Genomic DNA, 20,165 nt, shown 5'->3' on the forward strand with positions numbered 1-20,165 from the left:
GTACTTGTTTAAGGCGCCATGCTTAAGTTCGTGATAAGGCTGGCGGTGTGTGTAACAGGATAACTAGAGGGAGGTTTTTAAGTTTTAATGCCCAATATTATCTGTAGTAAACGGGTGCATTTGAAAGCAGCATAAATTGTAGTATCAATTCAGTAAGTTAATTAATGTTAAATCAGAAGTTTGTAGCACCTTAAAAGCCCTTGCCGTACTGGTAAGGGCTTTTTTTCATTTGATGTAAGTGCGCGTTTTTATTTTTCGATAAATTCAGCAGCTATGAAGGCGCCACTTCAGCATAAGCGAAGCGGCGCAGATAATTACACCATTCCTTTCAGGCGATAAATCCACTCCAGCGCCTGACGCGGACTCAGCGAGTCAGGATCCAGACCTTCCAGCGCTTCTACCGCCGGGGAGGCCTCTTCCGGTGCCGACAATAGCGACATCTGCGTACCATCGACCTGCGTCGCTGCTGCGTTTGGTGAAATGCTTTCCAGCTCGCGCAGCTTCTGACGCGCACGCTTGATAACCTCTTTCGGCACGCCCGCCAGCTGCGCTACCGCCAGACCATAGCTCTTGCTGGCCGCGCCGTCCTGCACGCTGTGCATAAAGGCGATGGTATCGCCGTGCTCCAGCGCGTCCAGATGGACGTTCGCCACCCCTTCCATTTTTTCCGGCAATTGTGTCAGCTCGAAGTAGTGGGTCGCAAACAGCGTTAACGCCTTGATCTTATTCGCCAGATTCTCCGCACAGGCCCAGGCCAGCGACAGACCGTCGTAGGTTGACGTACCGCGACCAATCTCATCCATCAGCACCAGGCTGTTTTCGGTGGCGTTATGCAGAATATTGGCGGTTTCGGTCATCTCCACCATAAAGGTTGAGCGACCAGAAGCCAGGTCATCCGCTGCACCCACGCGGGTGAAGATACGGTCGATAGGGCCAATCTCCACGCTCTGCGCCGGGACGTAGCTGCCGATATAGGCCAGCAGCGCAATCAGCGCCGTTTGCCGCATATAGGTACTTTTACCGCCCATGTTCGGGCCAGTAATGATCAGCATTCGACGCTGTGGCGACAGGGTCAGCGGGTTGGCGATAAACGGCTCGTTCAGCACCTGTTCCACCACCGGATGGCGGCCTTCGATAATCCGGATGCCGGGCTTATCGATAAACGTTGGGCAGGTGTAGTTAAGCGCGTAGGCGCGCTCCGCGAGGTTCACCAGCACGTCCAGCTCTGCCAGCGCGCTGGCGCTCTGCTGAAGGTCTCCCAGATGCGGCAGCAGCAGGTCGAACAGTTCGTCATAAAGCTGTTTTTCCAGCGCCAGCGCCTTGCCTTTCGAGGTCAGAACTTTGTCTTCGTACTCTTTCAGCTCGGGGATGATATAGCGTTCGGCGTTTTTCAGCGTCTGGCGGCGCACGTAGTTGATCGGTGCCATATGGCTCTGACCGCGGCTGATCTGAATGTAATAACCGTGGACGGCGTTATACCCCACCTTCAGCGTATCCAGCCCGGTGCGCTCGCGTTCGCGAATTTCCAGACGGTCGAGGTAGTCGGTCGCGCCATCGGCCAGCGCTCGCCACTCATCGAGCTCTTCATGGTAGCCAGGGGCAATCACGCCGCCATCGCGCACCAGCACCGGTGGAGCATCAATAATCGCTCGTTCCAGCAGCTCGCGCAGTTCGGTGAACTCGCCCATTTTCTCGCGCAGCATCTGCACCGGCGCGCTGTCGACGCTTTCCAGTTGAGCACGCAGTTCCGGCAGTTGCTGGAACGCGTGACGCATGCGGGCGAGGTCGCGTGGGCGCGCGGTGCGCAGTGCCAGACGAGCAAGGATACGTTCCAGGTCGCCGACCTGACGCAGCACCGGCTGCAGATCGGCAGTGACATCCTGTAACGCGCCGATGGTCTGCTGACGTTCGGTCAGGGTTTTGATATCGCGCACCGGCATATGCAGCCAACGCTTAAGCATACGGCTGCCCATCGGCGTGACGGTGCAGTCGAGCACGGAGGCGAGGGTGTTTTCCAGCCCGCCCGCCAGGTTCTGGGTAATCTCCAGATTGCGGCGCGTGGCGGCATCCATAATGATGCTGTCCTGCTGGCGATCCATGGTGATGGAACGGATGTGCGGCAGAGAGGTCCGCTGGGTATCCTTCACGTATTGCAGCAGACAGCCCGCGGCGCAAAGCCCACGTGGTGCGCCTTCAACGCCAAAGCCAACCAGGTCACGCGTGCCAAATTGCAGATTCAGCTGCTGACGCGCGGTGTCGATTTCGAACTCCCACAGCGGGCGACGGCGCAGGCCGCGACGACCTTCAATCAGCGCCATCTCAGCAAAATCTTCGGCGTACAGCAGCTCGGCAGGGTTAGTGCGCTGCAGTTCGGCGGCCATGGTTTCACGGTCGGCCGGTTCGCTGATGCGAAAACGCCCGGAGCTGATATCCAGCGTGGCGTAGCCATAGCCTTTGCTGTCCTGCCAGACGGCGGCGAGGAGGTTATCCTGGCGCTCCTGCAGCAGCGCTTCATCGCTGATGGTGCCAGGCGTGACGATACGCACGACTTTGCGCTCGACCGGACCTTTGCTGGTGGCGGGGTCGCCAACCTGTTCGCAAATGGCGACGGATTCGCCCTGATTCACCAGCTTAGCGAGGTAGTTTTCTACCGCGTGGTGCGGGATGCCCGCCATGGGAATGGGTTCGCCGGCGGAAGCGCCGCGCTTGGTCAGCGAGATATCGAGTAGCTGCGATGCGCGTTTCGCATCGTCATAAAACATCTCGTAAAAGTCACCCATGCGGTAAAACAGCAGGATCTCGGGATGCTGCGCTTTCAGCTTCAGATACTGCTGCATCATCGGCGTATGTGCGTCGAAATTGTCGATTGTACTCATCCGTTTGTGATGTCCATTTTCTTGAATTTTACTGAGTGCGTAATGTGTTCGGACTCATCTGGTGCCGTGGATCTCATGAAATCCGGCCTCTTTTTTCATGAGTACGTAGGCTGCATGATAACGGAGTCTGAAGGACAGGAAAACAGAAGAGGGGGCATCGTCCTGAAATGGCCTCGTCGGCAAATTGATCTCACCGACCTTTTGCGACGGTTGTCATTCTCCTGAAAGCGTTAGCCGCTATAATCCCCGGCTCTTGTGCGGTTCTTCGTGCAAGGCTCCTTCTGAGTTCAGAGGCTAACATCGATGACATGGCAACAATTTAAACACACCTTCCTGATCAAATTCTGGTCTCCGGTTCCTGCGGTAATCGCGGCCGGTATTCTCTCCACTTATTACTTCGGCATCACCGGCACCTTCTGGGCCGTGACGGGTGAGTTCACGCGCTGGGGCGGACAACTGCTGCAACTGGCGGGCGTGCATACCGAGACATGGGGCTATTACAAGCTGATTGGCCTTGACGGCACGCCGCTGACGCGTATCGATGGCATGATGATTATCGGCATGTTCGGCGGCTGCTTTGCCGCGGCGCTATGGGCCAATAACGTTAAGCTGCGTTTGCCGAAAAGCCGCATCCGTATTCTGCAGGCGATTGTCGGCGGCATGATTGCCGGCTTTGGCGCGCGTCTGGCAATGGGCTGTAATCTCGCGGCCTTCTTTACGGGCATTCCGCAGTTTTCGCTGCACGCCTGGTTCTTCGCGCTGGCGACGGCCCTCGGCTCATGGTTTGGCGCGCGCTTCACGTTGCTGCCTATCTTCCGTATTCCGGTCAAAATGGTCAAAGTCTCGGCGGCATCACCGTTGACTCAGCGTCCTGAGCAGGCGCGCCGCCGCTTCCGTTTGGGCATGCTGGTGTTTATCGGCATGGTCGGCTGGGCGCTGCTGACGGCGGCGGGCAGCCCGAAACTGGGGCTGGCGATGCTGTTCGGCGTGGGCTTTGGTTTGCTGATTGAACGGGCGCAAATCTGCTTTACCTCGGCGTTCCGCGACCTGTGGATCACCGGACGCACGCAAATGGCGAAGGCGATTATCTTCGGCATGGCGGTGAGCGCCATCGGTATCTTCAGCTACGTGCAGCTGGGCGTAGCGCCAAAAATTATGTGGGCTGGCCCGAATGCGGTGATTGGCGGTCTGCTGTTTGGCTTCGGCATTGTGTTGGCCGGCGGCTGTGAAACCGGCTGGATGTACCGTGCCGTTGAAGGGCAGGTGCACTACTGGTGGGTGGGGCTCGGCAACGTGATTGGCTCGACCATTCTGGCCTACTACTGGGACGACATCTCCCCGTCGCTCGCCACGAGCTGGGACAAGGTGAACCTGCTGACCACGTTTGGTCCGCTCGGCGGCCTGCTGGTCACCTATGGCCTGTTGCTGATTGCGCTGCTGTTAATTCTTGGCTGGGAAAAACGGTTCTTCCGTCGTAACGCCACTGCTAACCTTGCAGCGAAGGAGGGTGTATGAAAACGATCGTCCCGGATTACCGTCTGGATATGGTGGGTGAACCTTGCCCGTACCCGGCAGTCGCGATGCTAGAAGCGATGCCGCAGTTAAAGAAAGGCGAAATACTGGAAGTCGTGAGCGACTGTCCGCAGTCGATTAATAACATCCCGGTGGATGCGCGCAATCACGGCTACACCGTGCTCGACATCCAGCAGGATGGGCCGACCATCCGCTATTTAATCCAGAAGTAACCTGTCGCCCTCGCCGTCCGGCGAGGGCGCATTGTTTTACCCAAATCTCGGCAGCAGGTTCAGCGTACTGCCAAACCAGCACAGAATCACCATGACCCCAAACAGGATAACCACCGCCGGAATGGCCTTGCCGCCCCAAACGGTAAAGGTTTTCTCCGGGAAGCGCTCACGCGATTTCAACGCCAGGAATGCGGGCACAATAACGGCCCAGACGGTTGCGCACAGCCCCGCGCCGCCGATGGCGTAGATAAAACCGTTCGGGAAAATCAGGTACAGCGCGGCCGGAGGCAGGAAGGTGAGCAGCAGTGTCTTAAAGCGGCCCCACGGGGTGTTGTCCATCTTGAACAGATCCGCCAGGTAGTCAAACAGGCCGAGCGTGACGCCGAAGAAGGAGCTGGCGACCGCGAGGTTAGAGAAGATCAGCAAGAAGAACTCAATCACGCCGCGTTGGTTGGTCCCTAAGAAGGATTTCACCAGCGCATCCACGTTGCCGCCCGAAGCAATAATCTCTTTAAAGCTGCTGCGGTGGATGTTGCCCATCGTGCAGTAGAGCCAGAACAGGTAGATAACCAGCGCTAACAGCGAACCGTAGACGATACTTTTAATGAGTTTGTCTTTGCGTTTGCCGTAGCAGATTATCAGGCTGGGAATGTTGCCGTGAAAACCAAACGATGCCAGACATACCGGCACCGCCATCAGAATATAGGGAAGATAGGTGCTGTTCGCTTCTGGCGCGGCGATATCGCGAAGAATGGTGTAGTCGACCTGAAAGAAGAAGGAGCCAAAGACCACCACGAAGGCGATAATTTTAATGCCGAGGAAAAAGGAGGTGATGCGGCTGGCCGCAAGGGAGCTAACCCACAGCACGCTGGCGACAAACACCGCGCTACAGATGCCGACGATACGTGGATTAACGTGCGTTCCGGCGTTGATGGCGATGGTTTCGCTGATAATCGCCCCGTTGGCCGAGATATAGGCGTAGGTCAGGATATACAGCACAAAGGCGACCGTAATACCGCTGACTATATTCCACTTATTGCCGATTAAATCTTTGGTGATGGTATTAAAACTGGAGCCTACAGGATAGTTAAGATTGGCCTCTAATAGCAGTAACCCGGAATGCAGCATTGAAAACCAGGAGATAATTAAAATAAATGCACCCCAGAAAAACCATGCCCCAGCAAGGTCAACCGGTAATGCAAACATTCCGCCACCGATGACGGTGCCGGCAATAACCATAATTCCCCAGAAGGAGGAATGTTTCGTATTCGACGCTTCTTCCATGGCCTTCCCTTATTGATAACGTTTACGTTTCTGTTGTCGTCAGAAATAATCAATGATGCCAGGTGCCAGAATCTCCAATGGCTATATCAGTGATATAGCCATTGGAATCAGTGGGAATTAAACTTCTTTCAGTTTTGCGGTGAAGTGTCGTAATACTTTCGGTTCGTAGGTAAAGGTTAAGCCTTTAATATTTGGCGCATTCTCCTTCACGTGTTCAAAGGCTTCAATAATGAAGTCCATATGCGTTTGGGTGTAGGTGGCGCGTGGAATGGTTAAGCGCAGCAGCTCTGCCGGGCAAGGGAGCTGTTTGCCGGTTTTCGGGTCACGTCCCAGCAGGAAGGAGCCAATCTCAACGGCGCGAATGCCGGCGACTTTATACAGCTCACAGGCCAGCGCCTGCGCCGGGAACTGTTCGGCTGGAATGTGTGGTAGCAGCTTACCGGCATCGACAAACGCCGCGTGGCCTCCTGCCTGCTGGCAGGTGACGCCGATGGCTTCCAGGCCGTCGACCAGATACTGAATCTGCTTGATACGGTAAGAGAGCCAGTCCTGATTCATCCCGTCGGTCAGGCCAACGGCCAGACGCTCCATTGCCCCACCTTCAAGACCGCCGTAGGTTGGGAACCCTTCCTGCACCACGCACAACGTGCGGCATTCGGTGTAGACATCAAAGAAGGCGTCGTCTTTGATGCACAGCAGGCCGCCCATCGGCACCATCGCATCCTTCTTCGCCGACATTGCCAGCATATCGGCGTATTTGTAGGTTTCGCGGGTGATCTCTTCAATGCTCCAGTCACGGTATCCCGGCTCGCGCTGCTGAATAAACCAGGCGTTTTCCGCGAAGCGCGCGGAGTCCATTACCACCGGAATGTCATATTTCTTCGCAATGGCGTACATCGCTTTCAGGTTTGCCAGCGATACCGGTTGGCCGCCCGCCGAGTTACAGGTGATGGTAGCAACAATATAAGGAACGTTATTAGGGCCGACCTCCTCAATGCCGTTTTCCAGCCCCTGTAGATCAAAATCGCCTTTAAAATCATTACGCGCGGAGGTATCAAATGCCTCTTTAATATAGACGTTGCGCACGGTGCAGCCGTTAATCTGGCTGTGTCCCTGGGTGGTATCAAAGAAATAGTTGGAGAAGGCGACCATTTTGCTGCGGTCCAGCCCTTTTTCCTGCTCGCGCTTTTTAATTAATACCGGGATATAGATTTGCTCGGCGCCGCGTCCCTGGTGGGTTGGAATCGTGTACTGGTAGCCGAAAATCTCTTTAACGGCGTTGCACAGCGCGTAGTAGCTGCGGCTGCCGCTATAGGCTTCATCGCCGCGCAGCATGGCGGCCTGCATATTTTGCGTTACCGCGCCGGTGCCGCTGTCGGTCAGCAGGTCGATAAAGACGTCTTCGCTATCGAGCAGGAATGGGTTCATGCCCGAGGCGATAATTGCATTTTCACGGTGTTCCCGGGTGGTACGTTTTACCGGCTCAATAACGCGAATACGGAAGGGTTCTGGCAGATGTTTAAAGTTATTCATGGCGTAATCCTTAATCCTTTTTTAGACACACTCGTCCCGCAGGTTATTCATTTATGATGAAAACCATTTTCTGGGCGCAATACGAATACCTTAACCGGATAACGTTATATAGCGGCAAGTCCCGCTTTCGGCATATTAATAATGCGTGCGGTACATCGCTGCGATTAAACAGTTATCTTGAGATAGGTATGTGATATCAGAAACAGAATTCAGGCTTCTGTTTGCAATGATATGGACGTGAAGTCGAGTGAGGGGCTAAGGACGGTGATTGACAATAACGTTGTCAATATTAAACCATTTTGCGGTGTTATACGTTCTATTGTGGAAGTTCATAATGTATGCTCTCCATTAGACACGGATATACATTATTGGATTTAACTTATTTGTCTATTGGCGATTTATTCAATTGTGAATTTGGTCACGAATGCGTATATCTCATTATCAATAGTGGGTGTTTAGCCTGCACTTAATAAATAAAGCAATAATGACCCTCGTGAGCAATAAAGCGGGCGTGAAACCACGCCCGCTTTATTAAGGTGTCAGATAAATTTGCGGTACCGCCGCTTCCGGGTGCTGATGCATCGCAATTTCCGCGCCGTACCAACGGTGAATCACCGATTGCTGAATCACCTCCTGCGGCGTGCCCTGCGCGACCAGCTTTCCCTGATGTAGCAGCAGTATCGAGTCGGCCCACAGCGCGGCGAGGTTGAGGTCGTGCAGCACGATGCAGACGTGCAGCTTACCGCGCCGGGTCAGCTTTTTCAGCAGCCGCAGTAGATGCTGCTGATAGTAAAGATCCAGCGCCGAAGTGGGCTCATCCAGAAACAGCCATCCCTGTGGGCCATCTTCACCCCACAGCTGCGCCAGGCTCCGCGCTAGCTGCACGCGCTGTTGTTCACCGCCGGAAAGCGCCGGGTAGAGGCGGCCTGCCAGGTGCGTACAGCCGGTTTCGGCCATCACTCGCGCAATCAGCGCTGGATCAACCTCTGTTCCCCACGGCGCGCGCCCCATCGCAATCACCGTTTCAACCGGCCAGTTGGCGTTGAGTTGCGTACGTTGCAGCATCACCGCGCGGCGGCGGGAGAGGGCGGAGGCGGACCACGCGCTGAGCGCTTTACCTTCGATATGTTGCTCGCCGCTGTCGGCGGTTAAAAAACCGGTCAACAGCCGCAGCAGGGTCGATTTCCCTGCGCCGTTAGGGCCAATCAGCGCCGTGACTTCACCGGGCTGTAGCGCCAGCGAGACGTTATCAATTACCCGGCGTTTTCCAAGCCTCAGCGATAGCGAACGTGCAATATACTGGTTATCCACGCATCCCCCTCTCCTGACGGAAAATAAGCCACAGGAACCACGGCGCGCCGAGCAGGCTGGTCAGCAGGCCAACCGGCATTTCGGCGGGCGCGGCGATGGTGCGGGCGAGGGTGTCGGCAATCAGCAGTAAAATCGCGCCCGCCAGCAGAGAACCGGGGATCAGCCCCCGGTGATCCGGCCCCAACCACATCCGCATCAGGTGCGGCACCACTAACCCGATAAAACCAATGACGCCGCTGATGGCTACAGAAGCGGCCACCAGCACCGCGCTGCACAACAGCAACAGCCGTTGCAGCACCCGCACGTTAACGCCGAGGTAGTGCGCCTCTTCATCACCCAACTGAAGCAGATTCAGACGTGCTGCCGTCCACCAGACCACCAGCGACGCAGGGATAATCAACGTGGCGGCGACCAGCAGCGTTGGCCACTCGGCCTGCCCCAGGCTGCCCATTCCCCAGAGCGACATCTGGCGAAGCTGCGTGTCGTTGCTAATCCACGACAGCATCCCCACCAGCGCGCCGCACAGGGCGTTAATCGCAATCCCGACCAGCAGTAGGCGAGAGAGCGAACCGTCTCCCGCTTTGCTGAGGACAAAAATCACCGCCATCACCGCCAGGCTGCCGATAAACGCCGCCAGCATCGGCGCGTACAGCGCCACCAGTACCGGCACCGAAATCGGCAGCACCACCCAGAATGACACCGCCAGCGCCGCGCCGCTGCTGATCCCGAGTAGCCCCGGGTCCGCCAGCGGGTTACGAAACAGCCCCTGCATCACGCAGCCGGAGAGCGCCAGCGCGCTGCCGACCAGCAGCGCTAGCAGGACGCGGGGAAGGCGGATGGTGAGCCAGATATGGCGCAGCACCTCATCGCCCGACGGCCAGATACTCGCCAGCGGCAGGCGCATGGCGCCGAGCGTGGTGGCAAACAGCGTCAGGGCAACGAGCAGCAGCACCATCAGCCACAGTTGGCGTGAGGCGGTGACGTTCATCAGTGCAGCTGCTCCGCTTTCTGACGCAGCTGTTGCAACGCCAGCGGCGTGCGCGGGCCGAAGCCCAGCAGCGCCATATCGTCAATCACCAGCACCTGCTTATTGCGCCCGGCAGGCGTTTGCGCCAGCCCCGGTAGCTTCCACAGTGCAGCTTCGCCGCCCATGCCCTTCAGGCCATCAGCGGAGATCACCACCAGATCCGGCAGGCTGGCGATGACCCCTTCCTGCGACATCGTGCGGTAGTGGTCAAAACCCTGCATGGCGTTCTGTAAGCCTGCCAGCTTGATAGCACCGTCTGCCGCCGTTTGCTGACCGGCAACCAGCGCGCCGGAACCGCCGTGGCTGAGGATAAACAGCACGCGCTTGTTCAGCGGCTGTGCCGGGATTTTTGCCATATCCTCATGCAACGTTTTACGCAGCGCATCGCCCTGCGCTTGCTTGCCCAGCGCGTCGGCAATGACCTGCACTTTACCGTCCATCGCCGCAGCATCGTAGCCGCCCGGCACGTTCACCACCTTCACCTTGCTGCCTTCCACCTTTTGCAGCACCAGCGACGGCTGCGCCTGGCTGCTGGCAAGAACCAGCGTCGGTCGCAACGAGAGGATGCCTTCGGTGCTCAACTGGCGAAGGTAGCCGACGTCCGGCAGTGACTGGGTTGCCGCAGGCCAGGTGCTGGTGCTATCGCGCGCCACCAGCTGAGACTGCGCGTCCAGCGCGTAGACGATTTCGGTGACGTCGCCGCCCAGGGTGATAATGCGTTCGGCGGCGCTGGAGAACAGCGGCAGCGCGGCTAACAGTATCAGCAGGCGTTTCATACAGTCTGGCCTTCCGCCGTCAGGCTATCGACCTGGTTGCGCCACTGCGTTTGCTCCGGGTGACCTTCGCTGCGCTGACCGTACAGCTGCGCAATCTGGGTGCCGTCTTTGGCAAACAGCTCCACGCTGGTGACGTGGCCGTCCACGGTCGGTTTGCGCGTGACCCACACTTCGTCGATGGTTTCTTCGCGCAGGTGCAGGGTGAAGGTGCTGTTGAAGATGTTGATCCAGCCGCGCATTGGCGTCAGCTTCTCCAGCGTGCCGGTGAAGATTTGCACGCAGCCGCGGTTGCCGACGAAAATCATAAATTCGTTGCCGTCCTGTTGGATGGTTTCCAACAGGCGAGGCAGGGCCTCGGTGTCGATACGGCAGGCCAGATCATCGCTCACCAGACGGAAAGCCTGCTGGCGTGAGAGGTTGTATTTGCGCAGCAGCACGAAGAATTGATGCACGTCGGTCATCGCGCGCCACTCTTTTTCCAGCGCCGCGCCGTCTGCCGTCTCGGCGTAGCGAGCATTTTCTACCGGGCGAAGGGCCAGCGGCGTTGGGTTTGATTGCGTCTGTTCAGCAATCAGCGCCTGCCAGGCCGCGCTGTCCGTGGCGTCGGTGGTATAAACCTTCAGCACCGCGTCGCCGTGAGGGTCAAAGAACTGAATACTTTCGCGACCCTGATCGTTTACGTGGAACGCGCTCGCCCATTGGCTCAGGAACAGACGCAGATCCAGCGCACGCGGGTTCAGCACCAGGCCTGCATGGCCATCGAGGTGCTGATGGGTAAAGGCACCAATCTGCTCGTGTACCGCATATTCGTTACGGCAGATGCATTTGGTTTCGCCCACGCTTTCAAGCGCGGCAAGGATCGCGCGGGCATTATCCTGCAGGCGAACGGCATCGTGGCCGACGCGCGCTTCGGTGAGTTCCGCTTCGCTGATACCCATCACGGCAGCGATGTCGCGGGCGTATTTGGCCGTGCCGCTGGCTTTAACATCCTGATAGCGCTGCCACAGTTCGGTTGTTGCGTTTTGCATAGCTCTCTTCCTTATAATTACCCCGGCCAGTGGCCGGGGGCAGGTTTCGTTGATGTTGTTATCAGAAATCGACGTTAACGCCCAGCTGCCAGGTACGGCCCGGCATGACCGCCAGTGATTTATCATTGGCGTCCTGGTTGGTGGACGTTTCAATGTTGCGGCTGCTCAGGTAGTCCCAGTATTTACGGTCGGTCAGGTTATACACGCCGCCGTTGATACGGACGTTCTTCGCCACGCGCCAGTAGGCCGTCCAGTCGAGCATGCCGTAGCCAGGCACGCGCATGTATTCGCTGGTGGAATCCGTCAGCGCGCTGCCGGTGTTGGTGTAGCTTTCGCGGTTGGTAGCGGTAGCGCGCTTGCCTTTCACGAAGGTGGCGGTCAGTGCAGTACCGTAGACTTTGGACGGGTCATCCCACGCCACGCCGACGATGGCTTTCATTGGCGCAACGCTATCGAGGTCGACATATTTGTCGCCGTTGTAGCTGGATTTCGACTGCCCTTCACTGTAGCCGTAAGCCAGGGTGGCACTCAGGCCATCAACTTGTTCAAACCAGGTACCGAAGTTGAACTTCGCGCTGATCTCACCGCCGTAGATATAGGCTTTATCGCGGTTTTCCGCCTGATAAATGGTGTAGATGTTCGACGGTACGTTGGTGAACTGGCCCGGGTTGTTCGCGCGGGTGTAACGGGTGTAAGCGATAAAGTTTTTATAGCTGTTGTAGAACAGTGCGGTACGCATGGTGATCCCTTCGGTCACCTCGCCCTTCATGCCCCACTCGAAGTTGTCGCTGGTCTCGGTTTTCAGATCGGTATTGCCGATCAGCGCATACTGACCGCGACCCGCGTAGCTGGAGCCGAGATTCCATGAGCCGTACAGCTGGCTGGTGTTCGGGAACTCCGCGCCGCGTTTGTACTGCAGATAGGTCATCATGCGCGGCGTGATGTCGTACTGGAAGGTCAGCGACGGCAGCGCCTGGGTATCGGAGTTTTTGCCATACAGATTAGAAACCGACGACTCCGTCAGCACCGTGCTGTTGGTGGTCAAGCTGGTGAGGTTCTCCGGCTTGGTGGACTGATGCACCACGCGGACGCCCGGGATCACCGCAGCGTTGTGGCCATCAAGATCGAAGTTGATCTGATCCTGCAGGAAGCCGGCGATGGTGTACTCACGACTGTCTGCTTCCGGCTGCATGATCTCGCTGAAGACGCTCGGGATCGGCGACTGGCTGAACGGACGCTGGGTTTTGGTAGTGCTGGCGTTGAAGCCGGCGCTCAGGTCGTGGCGGCCAAGCGTTTTCGCCAATGCCGTCTGCATACCCCAGGTATCGGTATCGTAGTTCGAGTAGACCGTTTCCATGGTGCTGGTGAAGCTGTCCGGCATGTAGGTCTGGTCGTGCGCTTCAGTGTGCTGGTAGTACACCTTGGTGGACATGCTGTCGATGAAGTCGTTCATCGGCGTCCAGTCATCTTTCAGGCTCAGCCCCCAGCGACGGGTCTGGCTGGTCTGCTGCGCGTTACCAATGGTCTTACTGCCGCTGTCGTTCCAGACGTCGTAATGGGTATGGTTAGTTTTATGGTAGTAATCGAGGGTGCTGGTCAGTTTATGCTGATCGTTTGGTTGCCAGATCCCCGAGGTCATAAACGCATCGGAGTGCCAGTTTGCCGGGAAGGCGTCGACGCTTGAGCTATTGGTGGTGGTCTCCTGACCATCACGACGGCTGTAGACGAAAATCCCGCGCAGGGTTTCATCCCCACCTGCCGCCGTCAGGCCGTTGTGCCAGCTACGGTCAGCAGAGTCGTAACCGCTGCGGTAGCTAAAGGCGCTGGTTTTGCCCGGGTGCAGATAGTCGTCCGCCGATTTCGGCTGGAAGGAGACGTTGCCGCCGATAGAAGAGTTGGCGGTTTCGGTGTCGGTAGCACCGGACTGAATATCGACGCTACCGTACATGTACGGGTCAATGTAGTCGCGGCCAATACCGAAGGTGTTCTGGCCCGCGCGGCTAACGTAGCTACGGCCGGTGGCATTTGGCTGGGCGATGCCGTCCACGTCGATACCGACGCGGTTACTCTCGAGCCCGCGAATGTTGTAGCCGGTGTAGCCGCCGCGGTCGAAGCCGCTTTTGCCGTTGCCGGAGCCGCCGCTGGAGCCGGTCGCGCCAATCAGAGGTTCATAACGCATGATGGAGCCAAAGTCGTTGGCCCCTTTGTCCTGCAGTTCCTGCGCGCTAATGGCGTGCTGATTGCCCGACTTCAGTACCGGCGCGGGCGCCGTGACGGTCATCTGCTCGGCGCTGTCTACCGCCGCGGTTTTATCCTGTGTGTCAGCCGCAACGGCGGAAGTCTGATAAATCGCTGCAAGCAAAGAGGTTACCAGTAGGCTTTTCTTGCACCACGCCTCTGATTGAATGGATTTGTACATAGTTGCCATGCCTTTCATCGTTATTAGTATTGGCTCACTCGCTACTTCCAGAAGTCGGCTTTTCCATAAGCGCTTCGAACGACTCCGTTTAATGTGATGCGAATAGTAATGATAGGAATTATCATTTGCAATAAAGTTTGCAAATAAATCTCTATGCATGCAACAATTTGATTACAATTAGTCCTTTAATTCATCGCGAGAATGTTATGACGCAGAAAGCCGCCATTACGGTCACCTACTGTTCCCAGTGCAACTGGATGCTGCGCGCCAGCTGGATGGCGCAGGAGCTGTTGCACACCTTCAGCACCGATATTGCCTCGGTGATGCTGGTGCCCGGCACCGGTGGGGTTTTTACCATTACCGTGGGTGAGGCGCTTATCTGGGATCGCAAGCACGACGAGGGCTTCCCGGATGCCGCCGAGCTGAAACGCCGGGTGCGCGACGTCTGCTTCCCGGAAAAACCGCTCGGGCACGTAGACAAACACGAGGCATAAAGCGGCTGCGAAAGCCTCATTAAATGTGTATTATTAATGCATCTTTATTGGTGAGGAACAGGCTATGGCAGGCAAACGCATCGACCGTGAAAAACGGACCATTCGCAGCATGATTGCGCTCTATCAGCAACGCTGCCCACAGGCGCAGGACGATGCAGAGCACTACCAGGCGCTGAATGCCTATGCCGATAAACGACTGGATAAGTGTGTGTTTGGCGAGGAAAAACCGGCCTGCAAGCAGTGCCCGGTGCACTGCTATCAGCCCGCCAAACGCGAAGAGATGAAGCAGATTATGCGCTGGGCTGGCCCGCGTATGCTGTGGCGTCACCCGATTCTGACCATCCGCCATCTGATTGACGACCGGCGTCCGGTTCCGGAGCTGCCGGAAAAATATCGCCCGAAAAAATAGCTACATCGTGCGGCAGTGACGGCGGTACTCCGACGGCGAACGCGCCGTGTGCTTGCGGAAAATTCGGCAGAAGTAGTTACTGTCTTCAAAGCCGCAGTGATGGGCTATCTCTTTGATTTTCATCTCGTACCCACGCAGTAATTTCTTTGCCAGCTCAAGCCGCACGGCGGTCAGATACTCATTGAATCCCACCGAGCCGGACTTCTGAAAAAGGTGCGACAGGTAGTTCGGCGTAATGTGGAACTTCTTTGCCACCGTCTCCCGGCTGAGCGCCTCGGCGGCGTGCTCGTCGATATACTCCTGAACGGCGAGAAACAGCTCTTTGCTCTTGCTCACCGTATCTGCCAGATGGGTAAGCTGATCGATACAGTGGCTCAGCAGTCCGCTCAGCACGATCTGCGCCGTGGGCATCACCGGGCGAATAGCCAGCTCGTTCATTGCCAGCAGCAGATAGGATCCCACTCGCGGACCCAGCCGCGCCACGTGCTGCTTACGAATCTCCACGAATTTTTTGCCGTCATACTGCTGCAGGCTGAAGCCGAGTTTCTGTTTGCTGAACAGAATGCTCAATGTGGTAGCCGGGCCTTGCCACTGCGGGGCGTTCCAGCGGCCACCGGGCAGATAGAGCGCCTGCAGCGGACCCAGCGGCGCGCTCAGACAACCGTCGGCAAGCTCGCCTTCCAGCACGATCTCCAGACGGGGAAATGACACACTCATCGCCAGCTCCGGCGCGGGCTGCGAGGTTTGCGGAAACCGTACGACAAGGTCACTTTGCCGGGCAAGCAGCTGCTCCAGCACGGGGACGAGGGATTGCTCTGACATGCTCATGTCCTGGTTATTATTCTGGATTTTGAATCTCATCACACTTTATTTTGCTGCACACAAAAATCCAGTGTTGTGTAGCTATCTCATACAGAATGCCAGCCGCTCGTGCAGTAACTTTTCATACATGTTGTGAAATGGTTAACAAAAGAGAGGGCGGTATGGACAAGCAAGCGGCATTCTGGCTGGAGGCGCTGGGCGCGAGTGGCGAACTGTCAGCGACAATGAAACATGAACTGGATACTCAGGGCTACACCATCGTCCACGGCGTGGCGGATGCCGACTGGCTGGCGGCAATGCGCGAGCGTATTGATTATCTGGTAGAGAAAGAAGGGGAGAACCTGGCGGTGGAGCACCACCAGGAAGAGACGGCGACGCGCGTGGCGAACCTCGTCAACAAGGGCGTGGTGTGGGAGAAGGTGTGGTCGCATCCGCTGATTCTGTCTGCGTGCCGCTATATCTTTGAGGGCGAGTTTAAAATCTCCAGCCTCAACGCCCGCGAGGCGCTATACAACGGCGGCCATCAGCCGTTACATGCCGACTGGAAAAAGCCGCGCCCGGATTTCCCGAAGGTACACCTGGTTAACACCATCTGGGCGATTGACGATCTTTACGCGGCTAACGGCGCGCCGCGGATTATTCCGGCAACCCATCTGCGCCCGGAACTGCCGGAAGAGGTGCTAGAGGATGTGGGGTTGCCGCACCCGGATGAGGTGATTTTTGAGGCGCCGGCAGGCAGCGTGATGATTTACAACGCCCACGCCTGGCACGGCGGCACCACTAACCGCGAAGGTTCACGCCGCCGGGTATTGCACGGGCTGTATATCGACCGGGCGGATACCGCGCAGCAGGATCAGCGCCGCTGGTTAACGCCGGAAACGGCGAGCCGGTTGACCCCGGCGCAGAAGTGGCTGTTGGATGTGGAATAAAAGTTTAACGTATCAGCACGGACAGCCCCCTCTCCCTTTCTAAGGGAGAGGGGTGGGGTGAGGGTTTATCACCGCGCTGGCCTGTTTCCCCTCACCCTAACCCTCTCCCCAAAGGGGCGAGGGGACTGTTCGATGCGGTCTGGAATCGTTAACCCCCCATCACCACCCGGTACCCCGCCCGCTCCACCATCGCCTGAATCGGCGCAATCTCCTCGGGCTCTGGCGCTTTTATCCCCGCCATTGCCCATTCCCGCTCCAGCAGGGAATACTTCGGCTCACCGTACTGATGGAACGGTAGCAAATGCACTTCCTCAACCGGTAGCGGCGCCAGAAACGCCAGAATCCGCGCGACGTTCTCGGGGTTGAGGGTGTAACCGGGGATCAGCGGCAGCCGTGGAATCACCTTGATGCCCTCCGCCACCAGCAGGCGAAAGTTCTCAAGCACTCGCGGCTGGTTCATGCCGAGGACCTGACGCGCCTGCGTGCAGTCCATGATTTTCAGATCAAACAGCACCTCATCGCACGCCTGCGCCAGCGGTAGCAGGCGTCGGGGGGAAGTATCGCCCGCGGTTTCAATAGCGGTACGAATGTCCCACTGCTTAAGACGCTGCAAAAAGCGGGTGGCGAATTCGGCCTGCATCAGCACTTCGCCACCGGAGAGCGTCACGCCACCACCCGACGCACGGAAAAATACCTCGTCTTTGAGCACTTCACGTTCGAGCGACGCCAGCGTCACGTCACGGCCGATATTCTCCCACGCCCCGGACGGACACTCCTCGGCATCCTGCAAACAGGTGGCGCAGTGCAGGCACTTGCTCTCCCGGCGGACGGTCTCGATTTTTGGCGACATCGACTCCGGGTTGGCGCACCACGGGCAGGTATGCGGGCAGCCTTTAAAGAACACCACCGTGCGGATGCCCTGCCCGTCGTTAAGCGAATAGCGCTGGATATTGAAAATGCGCGCCGTGTCGGCGCGCGTCTCAATCACCTCACAGCTGATGCGCGGTGCGGCGGATAATGTCATCCTGAATCTCCTTCGACAGCTCGACAAAGAAGGCGCTGTAGCCCGCTACGCGCACCACCAGCCCGGCAAAATCCTGCGGCCGCTGCTGGGCTTCACGTAGGGTTTCGGCGTTCACCACGTTGAACTGAATATGCTGGAGCTTGAGCTTGGTAAAGGCGTGCAGGAAATCGGCCAGCTTGTTGAGGCCGCTTTCTCCCTCCAGCGTCGCCGGGGTGAACTTGACGTTCAGCAGCGTGCCGTTGGAGAGCAGGTAGTTATCGAGCTTGCTCACCGATTTCAGCACCGCCGTTGGCCCCTGACCGTCCTGGCCGACCATCGGCGACAGCCCACCGTCCGCCAGCTGTTCACCGGCAAAACGTCCGTCCGGCGTCGCGCCCACCACCGACCCCAGTGGCACGTGGGCGGAGACGGTATAGGAGCCCGGCGTAAACTGGCCGCCGCGCGGGTTACGGTATTTTTCCACTTCTTTGCAGTAAAAACGCAGCAGATCGGCACTGATGTTATCAACATCGTCAATGTCGTTACCGTATTTCTCAAAGCGGTTAATCAGCCGCGCGCGAACCTTTTCGCCCTCCGGGGTGGCGAAGTTGGCCTTCAGCACCGCCAGCAGTTCGTCGAAGCTCATGCGCTGCTGGTCGAATACCATTCCTTTCAGCGCATGCAGCGAATCGCTCAGGTTGGCGATACCGATACCCTGTACCCCGGAGAAGTTGTAGCGTGCGCCGCCGTTGGTAATGTCTTTGCCGTTGGCGATACAGTCTTCAACAAACGAGGAGAGCAGCGGCACCGGCGCCCAGTCGCGATGGCCGATATCACAGATATTGCTGCCTTCCACCATCAGCTTAATGTAGTGGCGAATCTTGTCGCGGATGCTCGCCAGCAGGCCGTCGTAGGTGAGTTGCGCATTGCCTTCGTGCTCAAGCATGACGATTTCCATCACCTTCAGCAGGTTAAACATGGCGATATCGTGCAGCCCGTAGGTGCGTCCTGGAATCGACAGTTCGACGCAGCCGACCACCGCATAATCGCGCGCATCTTCCAGCGACACGCCGCGGTTGAGAAACGCTGGCACCACCACTTCATCGTTGAAGATCTGCGGAATCCCGGTGCCAAGGCGCACGGTTTCGGCGGTTTTGCGCAGGAACGGGCGGTCAATCAGTTCGTTGACCCGCACGCCGAGGTTTGGCTGCGGCAGACGCACGTTCTGATAGGCATCCAGACAGGTAAAGGAGAGGATGTTTACCGCGCTGCGGCCGTTCTCGGTCAGGCCGCCGAGCAGGGCGGTGTAGCCGGTCGGGAAGCCCGCGAAGTAGCGGGCGCTGCTGGTGGAGCGCAGTAGCACGATATCGTTGCACTTCACCCACAAGGACTCGAGTAATTCCTGCATAAACGCCGGGTCTTCACCGTGGTTCAGCGACGCCTGCCAGAACGGCAGCATGTACTGGTCAAAGCGGCCGAGCGAAATGGAACTGGCGTTCGACTCATACTGCAAAATGATGTTCATGTACCAGAACAGCTGGCTGGCCTGCCAGAAGTTTTCCGGCTTCTGCGCGGCGTTATGGCGCGAGATGCTAGCGATGGTTTCCAGCTCCTGGCGACGCTGCGGGTCATTGCAGCCGCTTGCCATCTCGTCGGCCAGCGCGGCGTAGCGCAGGATGTGGCGCTGGGAGGCTTCCAGCAGAATCAGCACCGCCTGATAAAAGACGTTATCCGGCTGCTCGCGCAGATGGGCATGCATCTCTGTGACCAGCGCATCCAGGCCGTTATTCAGCAGGCGTGGGTAGTCGATGATGATATGGCCCTGGCCTTTGTCGGTCTGGTTGACGCTGAAAATTTGCGTACTGACGGCGGCTTTTACTTCGTCGGTCATCTGGGCGTTGATGAAGTCCTTCATCGAGCGCGTTTCCCAGTACGGGAACAGTTCGTCGCGGTACAGACGTTTGTCGTCGTCGCTGATATTGAAGCGGTCCTGCGGACGGGTCGGGAACTGGTCCAGTTCTTTTAACAGCCAGTACGGGTCCATCTCCGGCGACATAATCCCGGCGCGCGGTTTGATGGTGCGGTTGCCGGCAATCAGCTCGTCGTCGCGAATGCTGATGGCGACGTTATCGAGAATATGGGCGGTGGCTTTAGCGCGGCGAATGAGCACCGGCTCGCCGTCGGTCTGACGATGGCTTTCGGTGTAGAGGACGGCGCGTTCAAGAGAGATTTCGCGCGGGTTGGCGAAGAGGGCGTCTTTCAGGCGCTGAATACGATTAGTCATTTTGCGGGCTCCTCGGAGGATTAACCTGACGTTTGTTATGGGATCTACGTTAGGCAAATGCGGGGCGGGGAGACAGAAGAGAATGAGGTGATTTACTGGATTATTGTGATCAAAAGGGAAAAATGAGATCTCAATTTTGTCTGGGTGCAATTCCCGGCGTCGCGTTGCTCGGCCGAGCAACGGGCCAACAGAGCGGATTTCGGCTGCGGGTTTTCGTCCACCTCC

The 20,165-nt window shown here is 57.5% G+C and carries 17 protein-coding genes; 5 read left to right on the forward strand and 12 right to left on the reverse strand.

The genetic code is table 11. The annotated features are described in order from the left end of the window. Positions 1 to 314 precede the first annotated feature (314 nt). A complete protein-coding gene (gene mutS, locus V6940_RS17215; protein ID WP_333496671.1) occupies positions 315 to 2,876 on the reverse strand; it encodes a DNA mismatch repair protein MutS in 2,562 nt (853 codons plus the stop codon). Positions 2,877 to 3,179: 303 nt separating this feature from the next. On the opposite strand from mutS, the gene yedE reads away from it, so the two are divergent. Beyond that, entirely contained in the window at positions 3,180 to 4,391 is a 1,212-nt protein-coding gene (yedE, locus tag V6940_RS17220) for a selenium metabolism membrane protein YedE/FdhT (RefSeq protein ID WP_333496672.1), read from the forward strand. Then, a complete protein-coding gene (gene yedF, locus V6940_RS17225; RefSeq protein WP_333496673.1) occupies positions 4,388 to 4,621 on the forward strand; it encodes a sulfurtransferase-like selenium metabolism protein YedF in 234 nt (77 codons plus the stop codon). The genes yedE and yedF overlap by 4 nt, the downstream gene beginning before the upstream one ends. A gap of 36 nt (positions 4,622 to 4,657) precedes the next feature. Here the strand turns inward: yedF and tnaB are convergent, their stop codons facing one another. The 8 genes from tnaB to V6940_RS17260 form a co-directional block, all read right to left on the reverse strand. Further along, positions 4,658 to 5,905: a low affinity tryptophan permease TnaB gene (gene tnaB / locus V6940_RS17230; protein WP_333496674.1), complete on the reverse strand. Its 1,248-nt coding sequence runs from the start codon at positions 5,903 to 5,905 to the stop codon at positions 4,658 to 4,660. A gap of 117 nt (positions 5,906 to 6,022) precedes the next feature. Next, on the reverse strand, positions 6,023 to 7,438 hold the full coding sequence (gene tnaA / locus V6940_RS17235) for a tryptophanase (RefSeq protein ID WP_333496675.1): 1,416 nt from the start codon (positions 7,436 to 7,438) through the stop codon (positions 6,023 to 6,025). A gap of 255 nt (positions 7,439 to 7,693) precedes the next feature. Beyond that, positions 7,694 to 7,771: a tryptophanase leader peptide gene (tnaC, locus tag V6940_RS22790; RefSeq protein ID WP_411000040.1), complete on the reverse strand. Its 78-nt coding sequence runs from the start codon at positions 7,769 to 7,771 to the stop codon at positions 7,694 to 7,696. 198 nt (positions 7,772 to 7,969) lie between these two features. Next, complete coding sequence (locus tag V6940_RS17240) at positions 7,970 to 8,749, reverse strand: heme ABC transporter ATP-binding protein (RefSeq protein ID WP_333496676.1); 780 nt, start codon at positions 8,747 to 8,749, stop codon at positions 7,970 to 7,972. Then, entirely contained in the window at positions 8,742 to 9,737 is a 996-nt protein-coding gene (locus tag V6940_RS17245) for a FecCD family ABC transporter permease (protein ID WP_185668028.1), read from the reverse strand. Before V6940_RS17245 ends, V6940_RS17240 begins: the two co-directional genes overlap by 8 nt. Then, positions 9,737 to 10,552, reverse strand: a complete 816-nt coding sequence (locus V6940_RS17250; RefSeq protein ID WP_333496677.1) for a heme/hemin ABC transporter substrate-binding protein — start codon at positions 10,550 to 10,552, stop codon at positions 9,737 to 9,739. The genes V6940_RS17245 and V6940_RS17250 overlap by 1 nt, the downstream gene beginning before the upstream one ends. Further along, the gene (locus V6940_RS17255; RefSeq protein ID WP_333496678.1) at positions 10,549 to 11,580 is read right to left on the reverse strand and encodes a hemin-degrading factor; all 1,032 of its coding nucleotides are present in this window, start codon (positions 11,578 to 11,580) and stop codon (positions 10,549 to 10,551) included. Before V6940_RS17255 ends, V6940_RS17250 begins: the two co-directional genes overlap by 4 nt. A gap of 61 nt (positions 11,581 to 11,641) precedes the next feature. Then, the gene (locus tag V6940_RS17260) at positions 11,642 to 13,999 is read right to left on the reverse strand and encodes a TonB-dependent receptor domain-containing protein (protein ID WP_333496679.1); all 2,358 of its coding nucleotides are present in this window, start codon (positions 13,997 to 13,999) and stop codon (positions 11,642 to 11,644) included. A 206-nt stretch (positions 14,000 to 14,205) separates the two neighbouring features. Between V6940_RS17260 and V6940_RS17265 the strand changes: the two genes are divergently transcribed. Beyond that, the gene (locus V6940_RS17265; protein WP_333496680.1) at positions 14,206 to 14,493 is read left to right on the forward strand and encodes a SelT/SelW/SelH family protein; all 288 of its coding nucleotides are present in this window, start codon (positions 14,206 to 14,208) and stop codon (positions 14,491 to 14,493) included. A gap of 64 nt (positions 14,494 to 14,557) precedes the next feature. Beyond that, positions 14,558 to 14,902 carry a nitrous oxide-stimulated promoter family protein gene (locus V6940_RS17270; RefSeq protein WP_333496681.1) on the forward strand — a complete coding sequence of 115 codons (345 nt, stop codon included), beginning with the start codon at positions 14,558 to 14,560 and terminating at the stop codon, positions 14,900 to 14,902. Here the strand turns inward: V6940_RS17270 and V6940_RS17275 are convergent, their stop codons facing one another. Beyond that, positions 14,903 to 15,724 (reverse strand): helix-turn-helix transcriptional regulator, encoded by an 822-nt coding sequence (locus tag V6940_RS17275; RefSeq protein WP_333496682.1) that lies wholly within the window; start codon positions 15,722 to 15,724, stop codon positions 14,903 to 14,905. A gap of 161 nt (positions 15,725 to 15,885) precedes the next feature. On the opposite strand from V6940_RS17275, the gene V6940_RS17280 reads away from it, so the two are divergent. Next, positions 15,886 to 16,653 (forward strand): phytanoyl-CoA dioxygenase family protein, encoded by a 768-nt coding sequence (locus V6940_RS17280; RefSeq protein WP_185668035.1) that lies wholly within the window; start codon positions 15,886 to 15,888, stop codon positions 16,651 to 16,653. Between the two features lie 148 nt (positions 16,654 to 16,801). Here V6940_RS17280 and V6940_RS17285 read toward each other — a convergent pair whose 3' ends face one another. After that, on the reverse strand, positions 16,802 to 17,677 hold the full coding sequence (locus V6940_RS17285) for a [formate-C-acetyltransferase]-activating enzyme (RefSeq protein WP_333496683.1): 876 nt from the start codon (positions 17,675 to 17,677) through the stop codon (positions 16,802 to 16,804). Next, entirely contained in the window at positions 17,643 to 19,940 is a 2,298-nt protein-coding gene (locus V6940_RS17290) for a formate C-acetyltransferase (RefSeq protein WP_333496684.1), read from the reverse strand. The genes V6940_RS17285 and V6940_RS17290 overlap by 35 nt, the downstream gene beginning before the upstream one ends. Positions 19,941 to 20,165 lie beyond the last annotated feature (225 nt).

The organism is Kluyvera sp. CHPC 1.251 (genome assembly GCF_036759945.1).
GTDB lineage: Bacteria > Pseudomonadota > Gammaproteobacteria > Enterobacterales > Enterobacteriaceae > Kluyvera > Kluyvera sichuanensis.

Coding starts and splice junctions, on each gene's coding strand:
- mutS (WP_333496671.1), bottom strand. CDS start 2,876: ATGAGTACAATCGACAATTTCGACGCACATACGCCGATGATGCAGCAG.
- yedE (WP_333496672.1), top strand. CDS start 3,180: ATGACATGGCAACAATTTAAACACACCTTCCTGATCAAATTCTGGTCT.
- yedF (WP_333496673.1), top strand. CDS start 4,388: ATGAAAACGATCGTCCCGGATTACCGTCTGGATATGGTGGGTGAACCT.
- tnaB (WP_333496674.1), bottom strand. CDS start 5,905: ATGGAAGAAGCGTCGAATACGAAACATTCCTCCTTCTGGGGAATTATG.
- tnaA (WP_333496675.1), bottom strand. CDS start 7,438: ATGAATAACTTTAAACATCTGCCAGAACCCTTCCGTATTCGCGTTATT.
- tnaC (WP_411000040.1), bottom strand. CDS start 7,771: ATGAACTTCCACAATAGAACGTATAACACCGCAAAATGGTTTAATATT.
- V6940_RS17245 (WP_185668028.1), bottom strand. CDS start 9,737: ATGAACGTCACCGCCTCACGCCAACTGTGGCTGATGGTGCTGCTGCTC.
- V6940_RS17250 (WP_333496677.1), bottom strand. CDS start 10,552: ATGAAACGCCTGCTGATACTGTTAGCCGCGCTGCCGCTGTTCTCCAGC.
- V6940_RS17255 (WP_333496678.1), bottom strand. CDS start 11,580: ATGCAAAACGCAACAACCGAACTGTGGCAGCGCTATCAGGATGTTAAA.
- V6940_RS17260 (WP_333496679.1), bottom strand. CDS start 13,999: ATGTACAAATCCATTCAATCAGAGGCGTGGTGCAAGAAAAGCCTACTG.
- V6940_RS17265 (WP_333496680.1), top strand. CDS start 14,206: ATGACGCAGAAAGCCGCCATTACGGTCACCTACTGTTCCCAGTGCAAC.
- V6940_RS17270 (WP_333496681.1), top strand. CDS start 14,558: ATGGCAGGCAAACGCATCGACCGTGAAAAACGGACCATTCGCAGCATG.
- V6940_RS17275 (WP_333496682.1), bottom strand. CDS start 15,724: ATGTCAGAGCAATCCCTCGTCCCCGTGCTGGAGCAGCTGCTTGCCCGG.
- V6940_RS17280 (WP_185668035.1), top strand. CDS start 15,886: ATGGACAAGCAAGCGGCATTCTGGCTGGAGGCGCTGGGCGCGAGTGGC.
- V6940_RS17285 (WP_333496683.1), bottom strand. CDS start 17,677: ATGACATTATCCGCCGCACCGCGCATCAGCTGTGAGGTGATTGAGACG.
- V6940_RS17290 (WP_333496684.1), bottom strand. CDS start 19,940: ATGACTAATCGTATTCAGCGCCTGAAAGACGCCCTCTTCGCCAACCCG.